The 15,312-nt window shown below is 46.1% G+C and carries 6 protein-coding genes; 2 read left to right on the top strand and 4 right to left on the bottom strand.

What is annotated here, in order from left to right:
- From MWU78_RS22480 to pepE, 4 genes are all read right to left on the bottom strand, one after another.
- On the bottom strand, positions 1-3,327 hold a 3,327-nt coding region (locus MWU78_RS22480), incomplete at its 3' end, for a collagen-like protein (protein WP_281503891.1).
- A gap of 523 nt (positions 3,328-3,850) precedes the next feature.
- Positions 3,851-4,999, bottom strand: coding sequence for a gliding motility-associated C-terminal domain-containing protein (locus MWU78_RS21850; RefSeq protein WP_247001872.1), 1,149 nt, complete (start codon positions 4,997-4,999; stop codon positions 3,851-3,853).
- A 33-nt stretch (positions 5,000-5,032) separates the two neighbouring features.
- Positions 5,033-10,645: a hypothetical protein gene (locus MWU78_RS21845; RefSeq protein WP_247001870.1), complete on the bottom strand. Its 5,613-nt coding sequence runs from the start codon at positions 10,643-10,645 to the stop codon at positions 5,033-5,035.
- Between the two features lie 374 nt (positions 10,646-11,019).
- Positions 11,020-11,712 carry a dipeptidase PepE gene (pepE, locus tag MWU78_RS21840; RefSeq protein WP_247001868.1) on the bottom strand — a complete coding sequence of 231 codons (693 nt, stop codon included), beginning with the start codon at positions 11,710-11,712 and terminating at the stop codon, positions 11,020-11,022.
- 844 nt (positions 11,713-12,556) lie between these two features.
- Here pepE and MWU78_RS21835 point away from each other — a divergent pair.
- On the top strand, positions 12,557-13,315 hold the full coding sequence (locus tag MWU78_RS21835) for a carboxypeptidase-like regulatory domain-containing protein (RefSeq protein ID WP_247001866.1): 759 nt from the start codon (positions 12,557-12,559) through the stop codon (positions 13,313-13,315).
- A 785-nt stretch (positions 13,316-14,100) separates the two neighbouring features.
- On the top strand, positions 14,101-14,883 hold the full coding sequence (locus MWU78_RS21830; RefSeq protein ID WP_247001864.1) for a carboxypeptidase-like regulatory domain-containing protein: 783 nt from the start codon (positions 14,101-14,103) through the stop codon (positions 14,881-14,883).
- Positions 14,884-15,312: the final 429 nt, after the last annotated feature.

Here is a 15,312-nt window from a genome sequence, read left to right as displayed (position 1 = left end):
ACCTTTTTCTCCATTGGCACCTGTAGGTCCTTGAGCACCGGTTATACTTAGACCTATTGGTCCTTGTGCTCCGGTCGCACCAGTATCGCCTTTGGCTCCGTCAGCTCCGGTTGCTCCAGTGTCTCCTTTGGCACCATCAATTCCATCTTTACCGTCGGCACCTGTTGCACCAGTGTCTCCTTTGGCCCCAGTATCACCCTTAGCACCATCAATTCCGTCTATACCATCTTTTCCATCAGCTCCAGTTGCTCCTGTAGCACCTGTGGCACCGTCGTTTCCATCAATTCCGTCTTTACCATCGGCACCCGCTGCTCCGGTTGCACCTGTGGCGCCATCATTTCCATCAATTCCATCTTTACCGTCGGCACCTGTTGCACCAGTGTCTCCTTTGGCCCCAGTATCACCCTTAGCACCATCAATTCCGTCATTCCCATCAGCCCCAGTAGCTCCCGTAGCACCTGTAGCGCCGTCATTACCATCAATTCCATCTTTTCCGTCAGCACCAGTTGCTCCGGTAGCACCTGTGGCACCGTCGTTTCCATCATTTCCGTCTTTGCCATCCGCGCCAGTTGCACCAGTATCACCCTTGGCACCGTCATTTCCGTCAATTCCTGCGGCTCCTGTATCACCTTTGGCACCATCTATTCCGTCTTTTCCGTCGGCCCCGGTTGCTCCAGTTTCACCTGTGGCACCAGTTGCTCCGGTTATACCTTGTATTCCTTGTGCGCCAGTATCACCTTTCGCACCATCAATTCCGTCTATTCCATCCGCGCCAGTGGCACCCGTTGCACCAGTTGCTCCGGTTGCACCTGTAGCGCCGTCATTTCCATCTATTCCATCTTTGCCATCCGCGCCAGTTGCTCCAGTATCACCCTTGGCACCGTCGATTCCGTCTTTTCCGTCTGCACCAGTTGCTCCCGTAGCACCTGTAGCGCCGTCATTTCCATCAATTCCGTCCTTCCCGTCGGCGCCTGTCGCTCCAGTATCACCCTTGGCTCCGTCTATACCATCTTTTCCGTCAGCCCCAGTTGCTCCAGTATCACCCTTAGCACCATCAATTCCGTCTTTACCATCTTTTCCGTCGGCACCCGTTGCTCCGGTATCACCCTTGGCACCGTCAATTCCGTCAATTCCATCTTTCCCGTCGGCGCCTGTCGCTCCGGTATCTCCTTTCGCGCCATCAATTCCGTCAGTTCCCGCGACTCCAGTATCTCCCTTGTCACCTTTGGGTCCGGTTATACTTATACCTATTGGTCCTTGAGCCCCTGTGGCTCCAGTTGCCCCAGTATCTCCTTTGTCGCCTTTGTCTCCTTTATCACCTTTTTCTCCATTGGCACCTGTAGGTCCTTGAGCACCGGTTATACTTAGACCTATTGGTCCTTGTGCTCCGGTCGCACCAGTATCGCCTTTGGCTCCGTCAGCTCCGGTTGCTCCAGTGTCACCTTTTGCGCCATGATTTCCATCAATTCCATCTTTACCGTCGGCACCTGTTGCACCAGTGTCTCCTTTGGCCCCAGTATCACCCTTAGCACCATCAATTCCGTCTATACCATCTTTTCCATCAGCCCCAGTTGCTCCCGTTGCGCCTGTAGCCCCATCATTTCCGTCTATTCCATCTTTTCCGTCAGCACCTGTTGCTCCTGTATCTCCTTTGGCTCCGGTTGCACCTGTGGCCCCATCATTTCCATCTATACCATCTTTACCGTCAGCGCCTGTCGCTCCAGTGTCTCCTTTGGCACCATCTATTCCGTCAGTTCCCGCGACTCCAGTATCTCCCTTGTCACCTTTGGCTCCGGTTATACTTATACCTATTGGTCCTTGAGCTCCGGTTGCCCCAGTGGCTCCGGTATCTCCTCTGTCTCCTTTTTCTCCTTTTTCTCCATTGGCACCTGTAGGTCCTTGAGCACCGGTTATACTTAGACCTATTGGTCCTTGTGCTCCGGTATCACCTTTGACGCCCTGGTCGCCTTTGGCTCCGGTCGCACCTGTAGCGCCGTCATTTCCATCTATTCCATCTATTCCATCTTTGCCATCCGCGCCAGTTGCTCCAGTATCACCCTTGGCACCGTCGATTCCGTCTTTTCCGTCTGCACCAGTTGCTCCCGTAGCACCTGTAGCGCCGTCATTTCCATCAATTCCGTCTTTCCCGTCGGCGCCTGTCGCTCCAGTATCACCCTTGGCTCCGTCTATACCATCTTTTCCGTCTGCACCCGTTGCCCCGGTATCACCCTTAGCACCGTCGATTCCATCACTTCCGTCTTTGCCATCGGCACCAGTTGCTCCGGTATCACCCTTAGCTCCGTCATTACCATCTATTCCGTCTTTCCCGTCGGCGCCTGTCACTCCAGTGTCTCCTTTGGCACCATCAATACCATCTTTTCCATCAGCCCCAGTTGCTCCTGTAGAACCTGTCGCTCCAGTGTCTCCTTTGGCACCATCTATTCCATCTTTGCCATCCGCGCCAGTTGCACCAGTATCACCCTTGGCACCGTCATTTCCGTCAATTCCTGCGGCTCCTGTATCACCTTTGGCTCCATCAATTCCGTCTGTTCCTGCGGCACCAGTATCACCTTTGGCACCATCTATTCCGTCTTTTCCGTCGGCCCCGGTTGCTCCAGTTTCACCTGTGGCACCAGTTGCTCCGGTTATACCTTGTATTCCTTGTGCGCCAGTATCACCTTTAGCACCGTCATTTCCATCTTTTCCGTCAGCCCCAGTTGCTCCCGTTGCGCCTGTAGCCCCATCATTTCCATCTATTCCGTCTTTTCCGTCAGCACCCGTTGCTCCGATTGCACCTGTGGCACCGTCGTTTCCATCAATTCCGTCCTTACCATCGGCGCCAGTAGCACCTGTATCACCCTTGACGCCCTGGTCGCCTTCGGCTCCGGTCGCCCCAGTAGCACCATCAATTCCGTCCTTACCAGAAATACCTGCAGGCCCTTGAGGACCTGTTAGATTTGTAGTGGTAAATTTTGTTCCGTCTGTATAATTGAAAGTAATGGTCCCATTGCCATTATTGACTGTAGATTGTATGCCAACGCCCCCAGTTGCAGTTGACCCACCTGTACAAAGGTTATTCCATTGGATTCCGTTGTAAAAGAAAACGCATTGTGAATCGGTGTTAAACACCATTGCCCCACGGAGAGGCTTAATACTTTGCATTTGAGAATTGGTAACTCTTGTAAGAACAAATGCCTTTGTAGTACTTTCCAATTCAACTATGGAAGCAGCATTTATGCTATTGGGATTTTCTCCGATTTTAACCTGGGCAGTTGCGTAACCGCAACCGATCAAAAACAGGAGAACTAGTAATTTTTTAAAATCCATTTAAGGCAAAATTTGGGCGTAACGACCTATATAACCCCAAATTTAGATGACTAAGTATCAGATCCTCAATAAATGTTGTGAACGAGATAAAACCTGTTGTGTACCCGCAATATTGAAAATTTGGGCTATAGAATCCGCAGTTAATCGAGCTGTAAAATGAAAGAATAGGCCTACAAAACACGTGTGGTTACCGATGTTTCCCTTTCTTCCGGGTTTGGAACTTTAAGGGTTTTAAGAGCGATTGTTTTTATGTGACGCTTAAAAAAAGGCTTCATTTTTTAAGGCCATTAAGTTGCCAAATTATGGATTTAACGTTTTAAGAGTTTTGGATTATGCTTCCGTTCAGAGGTGGTATTGAAGAGGTATATAATTGGGTGCTATTTTGATTTTAACTCCGCAATTGAATTGGCAGTTTTAAATTAATAGTTGTTAGAAACTAGACACAAGAAACTAGAAACCAGAAACCAGAAACTAGAAACTAGAAACAAGAAACAAGACTTTAAACCTTGAACTTTGAACCTGTTTAGTGCTCCAAGTACAAGTATCCCTGATAATTAAGTTTAAGGTCTTTCATTTCAATAATATAAAAATAGACCCCATTGGGAAGACCCGCTGCGCGGTTTATGACGATATTGTTTAGGTTGGAGTAGCCCGTAAAGCCGTTGGTGTAATTGCTTTCCTGGTATACTTTTTGGCCGTTGCGGTTATAAATGGTGATGATATCGTCATCGGATAGCTCCAATTCCTCTATATATAGGGCATCGTTTACCCCATCGCCATTGGGCGTTACCAGGTAATTGTCCAGCGTAAGCAATTCTTTGGCCGTGGCTTCGGAGGCAAAAGTGATGACCGCGTAATTGTCCGGCACAAAATTATCCGAAATTAAAAACCCCTGTGTTAGGTCGCCCACCACGGAGGCCGCACCCAAATTTACCCATGATCTGCCACCAATGCTCCAACCTACGGGGATGATCTTGGCCACATCCTCGGTAAGGGCGGCCATATTGCTGCGCGCGTTCCAACTGATCTGGATCGAAGAAGATACACTGCCCTCCAAATGCCAAAATTCAACCTGACTAATATCGCCCATGGTCCGTGGTTTTTTGGTAGGGTCAAAACTCTCGGGAAAGGTGGCCGGGTTGGTGGCATTTTCCAAATAATAGGCACATTTGGCAAAGGTGTTGGTGCCGGCACTATTGAGGGTCAAGGATCGTAATTGTTGGGCGTCGCCCACCGGAAAAACAAAATTCCGTTCGTTATTTACGGACACATAGCCGTCTACTTTGGAAAGATCGCCTTCCCCCACATAAAAGGCATCTTGTAGAAAATTAAAATAAACATCCTGTTGTGCCCTTGGGGTCATAAAGTTGCCCGCTACAAAATTGGTATTGGAACTAACACTCATACCGGTATTGAGCATCACACCTTGGTCATTGGCAATCTCTGTATCGAAGAACACCGGCATAAAGGCCCCCGAAACACTGATCATGCTGCTGCCATAGAAGCCTGCCAGACCCAAGTTTTGGTCAAAGGCCGCGTTGTTGATCAGATCGGTATGAAACCCTATCTGCCCCTCATTGTGGATCCTGATGTTGCCACTATTGTACAGGGCAGTTTGGGCATGTAGCCCTAGGCCTAGCAAAAGTGCGAGTATGTAGATGATACTTTTCATGTTCTTGGAACTATGTTTTAAATCTAGTTCTTGCTACTGTTTTTGTAATAATGCCTTTATTTCATCCATGTCCTTACGGAGCGACTGCAGTTCTGCGGACAGGGATTCGTTTTCAGTTTTAAGCTGATCTATCTTCTTTTCCTGTTCTATGGTATGTAGGAACAATTCCTCTATTTTTTCGAGGTTTTGCAGGTTGGACTCACTTAAATTCCAAAAGCCATTTTGTTTAACTTCCTCTGCTGACTTTATCCCAGGTAAGTGATGGTGCTTTATAACAAAAGCCTCAATTTGGGCCAAGGTCTGGAAATCATAACTTTCTTTTAAACTGGAATTCCCTAAAAAGTATTTTTGGAAGACGTAATCTGGAACATCATGTACCAACCCCAATCCACTGACATATACATCTCCGTCAAATTGTGATTCTCCGCCAACATGAAGATTTCGTATTGGGTTTGTAACTCCAATACCAACATTACCACTTGCATCAACTCGTAGGGCCTCTGCACCATTTGTTACAAAGCCAAGTTGATTGGCTGCAGCTCTATACATTCCTGTGTCCGAATCGCTATCGAAACTGTATGCAACGCTTGACGGCAAAGTTCCGAAAGTACTTCTGAATCCACCTTCCGCTCTTACAGCTCCGGTTACATGAAGCTTATTTGAAGGATTATTTGTTCCAATCCCTAATGCTCCACCACCACCAAATGAGTCATCCCAAAATAAATTAGTGGGGTTATCACTTAGGCCACCACTGCCATCAGAAAAAAAGATAGCACCTGAAGTTCCAGCAGGAATTGAAGAGGATGCAGGTGTTGCCCATTGAACGTTTCCTGAGACTGTAGTTAGTACCTGTCCATTGGTGGTGGATGGGTTTATTTTTTCCACAGTTACATTCTCATCGACAATTTTGATAGTGGTTACGGCATCGTCTGCAAGTTGTGCCGCACCGACACCGAGGTTTGCGATCCCCAAAGTGTATGGGTCGACATTTGTACCGGAACCAGAACGGAGTAAAGTACCGTTGGAGGCATTTGTCACCTCGTTCCCGATGACACCGTCGACCTCGACCGCAGTGGCTGAAATATCAGCTTCTGTAATGTATACCCAGTCGGTCCCGTCCCATTGCAGCAATTGCCCAGCTGCTGAACCGTTTGCCATTTTGGGCAGAGTTACGGCATCGTTTGCAATTTGTGCTGCACCGACACCAAGGTTTGCGATTCCCAAAGTGTAGGGGTCGGCATTGGTACCTGCTCCCGAGCGTACTAAAGTTGCATTGGTTACATCTGTTACCTCATTTCCTATAATACCGTCGACCTCGACCGCAGTGGCTGAAATATCAGCTTCTGTAATGTATACCCAGTCGGATCCGTCCCATTGAAGCAATTGCCCGGCTGCTGTACCGTTCGCCATTTTGGGAAGAGTTACGGCATCGTTTGCAATTTGTGCTGCACCGACACCGAGGTTTGCGATCCCCAAAGTGTATGGGTCTACATTTGTACCGGAACCAGAACGGAGTAAAGTACCGTTGGAGGCATTTGTCACCTCGTTCCCGATGACACCGTCGACCTCGACCGCAGTGGCTGAAATATCGGCTTCTGTAATGTAGACCCAGTCGGATCCGTCCCATTGCAGCAATTGTCCCGCTGCTGAACCGTTCGCCATTTTGGGCAGAGTGACTGCATCGTCTGCAAGTTGTGCCGCACCGACACCGAGGTTTGCGATTCCCAAAGTGTAGGGGTCGGCATTGGTACCTGCTCCCGAGCGTGCTAAAGTTGCATTGGTTACATCTGTTACCTCATTTCCTATAATACCGTCGACCTCTACCGCAGTGGCTGAAATATCAGCTTCTGTAATGTATACCCAGTCGGTCCCGTCCCATTGCAGCAATTGCCCGGCTGCTGAACCGTTTGCCATTTTGGGCAGAGTTACGGCATCGTTTGCAATTTGTGCTGCACCGACACCAAGGTTTGCGATTCCCAAAGTGTAGGGGTCGGCATTGGTGCCTGCTCCCGAGCGTGCTAAAGTTGCATTGGTTACATCTGTTACCTCATTTCCTATAATACCGTCGACCTCGACCGCAGTGGCTGAAATATCGGCTTCTGTAATGTATACCCAGTCGGTCCCGTCCCATTGCAGCAATTGCCCGGCTGCTGAACCGTTTGCCATTTTGGGCAGAGTTACGGCATCGTTTGCAATTTGTGCCGCACCGACACCAAGGTTTGCGATTCCCAAAGTGTAGGGGTCGGCATTGGTACCTGCTCCCGAGCGCTCTAAAGTTGCATTGGTTACATCTGTTACCTCATTTCCTATAATACCGTCGACCTCGACCGCAGTGGCTGAAATATCGGCTTCTGTAATGTAGACCCAGTCGGTTCCGTCCCATTGCAGCAATTGTCCCGCTGCGGTACCCGGTGCCATTTTTGGCAATGTCACTGCATCGTTGGCCAGCTGAGCTGCACCGACACCAAGGTCTGCGACACCCAAAGTGTAGGGATCTGCACCCGTTCCAGTTCCCGATCTTACCAGGGTTCCATTGGTTACGTTTGTGACTTCGTTGCCTATTATCCCATCGACCTCGACCGCAGTGGCTGAAATATCGGCTTCTGTAATGTAGACCCAGTCGGTCCCGTCCCATTGCAGCAATTGTCCCGCTGCGGTACCCGGTGCCATTTTTGGCAATGTCACTGCATCGTTGGCCAGCTGAGCTGCACCAACACCAAGGTCTGCGACACCCAAAGTGTAGGGATCTGCACCCGTTCCAGTTCCTGATCTTACCAGGGTTCCATTGGTTACGTTTGTGACTTCGTTACCTATAATACCATCTGTTTCAGTAAGAGTCAAGGCGGTATCTGCTACAAGTACCCAGTCGGTCCCGTTCCATTGCATCAGTTGTCCTGCCGCTGTTCCGTTGGCCAATTTTGCCAAGGTAACGTTGTCGTCCGTTATTTTTATTGCAGTAACGGCATTGTTAGCAAGTTGTGCCGTACCTACACCAAGATCGGCGATTCCCAAAGTGTAGGGATCTGCGCCCGTTCCAGTTCCAGATCTTATTAGGGTTCCATTGGTTACGTTTGTTACTTCGTTACCTATAATACCATCTGTTTCAGTAAGAGTCAAGGCGGTATCTGCAATAAGTACCCAGTCGGTCCCGTTCCATTGCATCAGTTGTCCTGCGGCTGTTCCGTTCGCCAATTTTGCCAAGGTAACGTTGTCGTCCGTTATTTTTATTGTAGTAACAGCATTGTCAGTAAGTTGTGCCGTACCCACCCCAAGATCGGCGACACCGAGAGTGTAGGGGTCGGCACCTGTTCCAGTTCCCGATCTAGCCAATGTTCCATTAGTAACGTCCGTGATTTCGTTTCCAATAATGCCATCCGTTTCAGTAAGAGTCAAGGCGGTATCTGCTACAAGTACCCAGTCGGTTCCGTTCCATTGCATCAGTTGTCCCGCTGTGGTACCCGGTGCCATTTTGGGTAATGTCACTGCATCATTGGCCAGCTGAGCTGCACCAACACCAAGGTCTGCGACTCCTAGAGTGTAGGGGTCGGCACCTGTTCCAGTTCCTGATCTAGCCAGTGTTCCATTAGTAACGTCCGTGATTTCGTTACCTATAATACCATCTGTTTCAGTAAGAGTCAAGGCGGTATCTGCAACAAGTACCCAGTCGGTCCCGTTCCATTGCATCAGTTGTCCCGCTGCGGTACCGTTTACCAGTTTAGGTAGAGTTATTGCTTGGTCCGCAATATCTATATCAGCAATAGTCCCATCAAAAATTTGCGTAGTCGTAATGCCACCAGTTATGACTTGTAATGGCGTAGATTCTCCATCGCCAGTAATGGTTAGCTCATCTGCGACTACAGCATTTCCAACACCAGATGGTAAATTATCCCAAATAACGTTGCCCGTAACAGGTTCCGTTCTAAGAAATTGACCCAAAACAGTAGAGGGTTCAATCTTAATTGGATCGCTTGCGGTTCCCACACCTGTAATTGTTATATTGTCAGCCGCTACTGTTGATCCTCCTCCAGCAAGAGCCGATAAATCGGCTGTGTCCGTATTACCCCCTGTAATAGTAAGTGTTAGAATATTAGTGGTATCATCAAATGTAAAATCAGATATTGTTTGTTCATCGGTGTTATCCAAATAGGGTATCAGACTTATTGCAGCTCCACCATCTTCCAGTGTTAATGAGTTGCCGGCCAAGGTTAATTGTTGGTCATCACTTCCACCGGCAGCCAATATAGGGCTTAAATCAATTGTATTACCTTCTGAAATAGTAATCTCATTACCTGAAAGACTTAATGTTTGGTCATCGGTATCAACATTATCCAAAAATGGATTTAAATCTACGGTTCCACCGTTCTCTAGAGTTAGTATATTGCCACCAGTAATTGTTAGTTGCTGGTTATCTGTCCCCGTTCCACTAAGGGAACTTAGATCTACTGTTGCAGAGGTTCCGTCTTCTATATCAATTTGGAGTATATTGCCAGTTAGAAGGGTTGCGCCAGTTAAATTTTGATTATCAGTCCCGGTTCCGCTCAGAGAGCTAAGGTCCACTGTGGCTGGATTGCCATCTTCAATATTAATCTGTAATATATTGGTTGGACTGAGAGTTGCACTAGTCAAATTCTGATTATCAGTATTATCTAAAAATCCGGCTAAATTCACTGTATTAGCATTAGTTATACTCAAATTATTACCTGAAAGTGTTAAGTTTTGATTATCAGAACCGGTATTGTTAAAAGCTCCCAAATCTACCCTGGTTTCATTGTTAGATTCGGTTATGACCAATTCATTGCCTTGGATTACCGCGGACGTTAAAATTTCATTTGTACTGCTCAAATCCCCATCTGCAGCGATATGATTATTAATTGAAGAGGTATTGGCCGCAATATCCGCACTGTTTTGGCTAATGTTATTGGCATTCGCCAAAATATCTCCAATCACTGTATCGGCCACCTTAATGGGATTCGCAGCAGTACCTGCTCCGGTTATAGTGGTCTGGTCCGCCTGAGTGGCACCCAGATCGTTTTTGTTGAGCCATACCACATTGCCTGCCGCATCGGTGGTCAATAATTGGTCAATTGCACCAGGCTGCATGTCGCTCGGCTGAATTGTGCCGTCTATAATTTCCAAGGTGCCCACGGCAGCCTCCTGTATTTCATCCTTTCCTACGGTATTGTCCTGAAGTTCAGAGGAACCTACAGAGTTGGGGGCCAATTGCCGTTCCCCAATGGTGGCCGTTGCAATATCGGCACCAAAAACGGTTTCGTTAACAATATTCATCCCCGTTATCTGGCCAACCTTTACGTCATAATTGTTACCTCCGTTAGGCGTAATTACCACCGTACCATCAACCGAAGTAAAGGTAATGGAACCCGCCACGGCATCACAGATGTCCTTCCATTCCGTACCTGTATAATAATGGATACATTGTATGTCCGTATTGTACACCAAAGCCCCTGCGGAGGGTGTAATGGTATTCATTTGTGCAGTGTTCACTCGGGTAATCACCAATACCCTAGAGCTGCTTTCCAATTCCAAAACCGAACTGGGGTCTATGTTCTGTGGGTTATCCCCGATCTTTATTTGGGCCTGCGCCATCATTCCCATTAGCAGGCATAATAAGAAGTATATGTTTTTCATTTTTAATTTTTTTAGTTTCTCTCCTACTATCTTAACTTAAATGTTGTTTAGTTGGTCATTTTCCAAGAGTCAATGGCGTCTAGTAAATCGCCAATGTTTCCCAGGCCGATGGATTCTGAAATGTGTTTCGGACTTTTTTTGGGACTGACGATAATATGGCAACACCATTTAGTTCCCCTAGCTGGTAGGCAGCCCATCTGAAGTCGCATTGCTACAATATCACCATAAAGCTCTGGAACCCATACACATTCTTTCGGCCAAAATAGTAAACACTGTTGTATGAACTTGACTCATAAAAGTAATATTATAGCAATATTAAGCCGGCTTTATCGGGTAAAATACCTTAGTACTAGTTGAACTGAATTCGTTTACCGTTAAAATGGAATATTTCCACTTTCGTAAGGCTTTTTCCCCGCCTCAAAAATACGTGCCGTACCCTTGCCCTTTAGGGTCTTGTGGTTTCCTTCTACCATTATGTAGTTGCCCTCCCGTAGTCCAATGACCGGGGTGCTATTAAAGATATGAAATTCTCGGATTCTAGTCTCCCTGGTTTCCCCTTTATGTTGGCTTTTGGCATCCGGGTCTAAATAGTGGGGATTAAGGTTAAAATTTACCACGCCCAAGGTATCAAAACTGGGAGGATATACTATGGGCATATCATTGGTGGTCTTCATACTGGGGCCGGCTATATTGCTCCCCGCACTAGTCCCCATATACGGGGTGCCATCATTTATTTTTTTCCTCAAAAGGTTCATAAGGCCAAGCTGATGCAATTGCTGTACGAGTAGAAAGGTATTGCCACCACCGGTAAAAATAGCTTCTGCTCTGTCCATACCCTCCAAGGGGTCCTTAAAGCTATGGAGACCTACCACCGTTTTGTTTATTTTGGAAAAGGCCGTTTGGACCAACTGGGTGTAGGCATCATGCGAAATGCCACTGGGACGGGCATATGGGATAAATGTGATGGTAGATTTACCTGCAAAAAAAGATTGCAGTTCTTCCAATAAATATTCCAAATAGGCCTGTCCGAATAGGGTAGAGGTGCTGGCCAAAAGTATTTTTTGCATCTTTTTAAATTTTAGTGAGACCCGGATTTCAAAAGCTTTTTGCGCCTTGAAATACGATGGTCGAACTAACCACGCCTTTTGGCGTGGTCCAATGTTGTATCCGGTTCCTTGGGCCGGTGGTACGATCTTCTGACCGTATTTCAAAAGCTTTTTGCGCCTTGAAATACGATGGTCGAACTAACCACGCCTTTTGGCGTGGTCCAATGTTGTATCCGGTTCCTGGGACCGGTGGTATAATCTTCTGACCGGATTTCAAAAGCTTTTTGCGCCTTGAAATACGATGGTCGAACTAACCACGCCTTTTGGCGTGGTCCAATGTTGTATCCGGTTCCTTGGGCCGGTGGTATGATGTTCTGACCGGATTTCAAAAGCTTTTTGCGCATTGAAATACGATGGTCGAACTAACCACGCCTTTTGGCGTGGTCCAATGTTGTATCCGGTTCCTTGGGCCGGTGGTATGATGTTCTGACCGGATTTCAAAAGCTTTTTGCGCCTTGAAATACGATGGTCGAACTAACCACGCCTTTTGGCGTGGTCCAATGTTGTATCCGGTTCCTGGGACCGGGATTATGATCTTCTGACCGAATTTCAAAAGCTTTTTGCGCCTTGAAATACGATGGTAGAACTAAGCACGATTTTTGGCGTGGTCTCAGATTCCATAACCCAACCCATGTTAAGAGAAAGGCGGAATACAAATTAACAAAAGTTTAAAGGTCTATGCCTTTTTTATGATCTTAACTTACATTTTCTTTATGCCGTAATTGGATAAAAAGGGGTTATTAGTTTATTTCTTTAAGAAAAATAGGATATTTGATGCTTAATTTATCTAATTTTAAATAAAAAAATGCAAAATAGAATTCTCCTATTTCTTTTCCTTTTATGTGTAACATTTTCGTATGCTCAGGATGATGACAGACAATATTTAAGAGGACAAGTGCTTTATAGAAATGTAAACGTTCCCAATGAGAATGTTATTAATGTTACCACTGAAAGGGCCACGATTACAAATGATAATGGGGAATTTGGAATTCTGGTAAAGGAAGGTGACGAACTGGTGTTTACGGCCATAAACTATCAATTGATGCTGGTTAAGATTACCCAAGAAATCCTGAACAAGAACAGATTGGTGGTAGAGGTGACCGAAAAGGTGACCGAACTGGACGAGGTGGTGGTAACGCCGGAAAATCAGGAGAAATTTCTTCAAGCCCAAAACAAGGAATTCCTGGCACGCGAATATGATTATGAAACCGACCGTTTAACGGAGGTGGAAAATATTGCCATTTCCAATGCCGACAAGGGTATGAAGGACGGACTTAATTTTGTGAATATTTTTAAAGCCCTTATGTTGGCGGCCAAAGGGGATGATACCGAGGTAGAGCGCGAACCCTTAAAGGTGAGTGAGGTGCTAAGGCAGGTATATGATGATGAGTTTTTTGTACTGGATCTTAAACTGCCACAGGATAAAATAGACGATTTTTTATTGTACTGTGATACCCAATTACCAGAAAGGTCTTTGTTGCAAAAGCGTAATGAATTTCAGTTGATCGATTTTTTGGTTACCCATAGCAAGTCCTATTTGGAACTATTGGAAGAGGGGAAATAGTGAGCAGGGGTCGGTTGTCAGTGAACAGTAAACAGTGAACAGTGAACAGTTGACAGTATTCGGTTGAAAGTTGAATGTTCAAAGTTCAAGGTTCAATACTTATTTGTCCGGTCGTGCGTCAGTTCGAGTGAAATGCCGGCAGGCATTTTGTATCGAGAACTCTTAATGGCAGTGAATAGTGGGCAGTGGCTTCGGCTACGGCCGCCTGAACGGAACGGGCAGGCTCAGCCACCGGATGCAGAGAACGGAGATTGAGGCTACCGCCAGGTAGGCGGAGTCTAAATCGAAGTGGGTTGAAATATTGGTTAGCAGTCATTTCGAACGATAGTGAGAAATCATACAAATGGCTAGGACCAAATATGTGCGACTTCTCAATCGCCCTATTAAAAGGGCTCATGTCGAAGTGACTGTTTTGTCGGTTCGAGCGCAGTCGAGAACTCTTGGTGGACAATGAACAATGAGTAGTCGTCAGTAATCAGTAAACAGTAAACAGTTGGCAGTATTCGGTTGAAAGTTCAAGGTTCAATACTTATTTGTCCGGTCGAGCGCAGTCGAGACCTTAATTTTGCCTAGTGAATTATGAAGAGGGATTGCCTATCGAAATCGAAGTTGGTAGGGAGTGGGCAATTGAAAGTTGAATGATCAAAGTCTAGTATCTAAAATTTAATGTCAAGAATCCAACATCTAAAAGCTGGCGTCCAATATCTAAAACCTAGTGTTCAACGTCCAAAATAAGTTCAATAGCGACCTGGGTTGAACAATAATCTTCAATAATATAGAACGTAGTGCGTAGTATCCCAATATATTTGGTTTTGATCTTGTTTGGTGTATTTGCCCAAGGTTTAATGGCACAGGATTTTTCCAAAACCTTGGAGGGAAAGGTCTATAGTGAAGATGGGGATGTAGCGGCGACACACGTATTAAATACCACTACAAAAAAAGCCGCGATTACCGATATTAACGGATTTTTCTCCATTGCGGTCCGCCTAAACGATACCCTTGTTTTTTCTGCAGTACAATATAAACGCAAGGAAATTGTGGTTAATGCCAGCATCCTTGATAGTAAGTTTTTATCCATTCCGTTGGAGGAATCCAATATTGCTTTGGATGAAGTAATAGTAATGCCCTATAATCTAACCGGAGAACTGGGTAGGGACATGCGAAATATGGATGTAGAGCCTGTTATTTCCGCCTCTAGCTTAGGACTGCCCAATGCGTATGTTAAGATTAGCACCCAAGCTGAACGTAGTTTATATGCGGCCACTGCCAATCCATTAAATAGTATTGATCCTTTGATCAATGCCATTTCCGGTCGCACCAAAATGTTGAAGAAACGGGTAGCAAGGGATATTAAATACAATAACTCACAGCAGTTGCGCACAGAATTTGCCGACAGCCTGTTTGTTTTGCAACTCAAAATTCCGATGGAAAAAATAGACGATTTCTTGTATTACTGTGAAGTCGATGCCAATTTTAACGCTATTGTAAGTAGCCAGGATCTATTCGCTATTTGGGATTTTATAAAACAGAAAAGTCTTGCATATAGGAAGAATAATGGGATGGAGTGAATGGCAATTGTCAATTAGCAATAAACAATAAACAATTAACGGTGAGCAGTGAACGGTGAACAGTTGGCAGGAAACAGTAAACAGTAAACAGTAATCAGTGAACAGTGACAGGTGGCTTCGGCTACGCCCGCCTGAACGGAACGGGCAGGCTCAGCCGCCGAATGACGAGAACGGAGATTGAGCCTGCCTGCCGAGGCAGGCGGAGTCGAAATCGAAGTTGGTAGGGAGTGAGCAATTTTCAGTGGACAGTAATCAGTTGAAAGTTGGCATTGACGGGGAAAAGTACTAGCGTCAGTTCGAGACCCAAGAAATTTTATTTTTCAAGCGGTAATAATGACGTAAATTAGATTGTAATCTACCGAATTGCAAAATAATCGTAGTCGGAATAGTGTTATTTACCTGTGTTCGAGCATGATTTTCAAAAATTTG

Origin of the sequence: Arenibacter sp. F26102, assembly GCF_023015865.1 — a bacterium.
Classification (GTDB): Bacteria; Bacteroidota; Bacteroidia; order Flavobacteriales; family Flavobacteriaceae; genus Arenibacter.
Note: the sequence above shows the minus strand (reverse complement) of the source record. Positions and strands in the feature narration are given on the sequence as shown.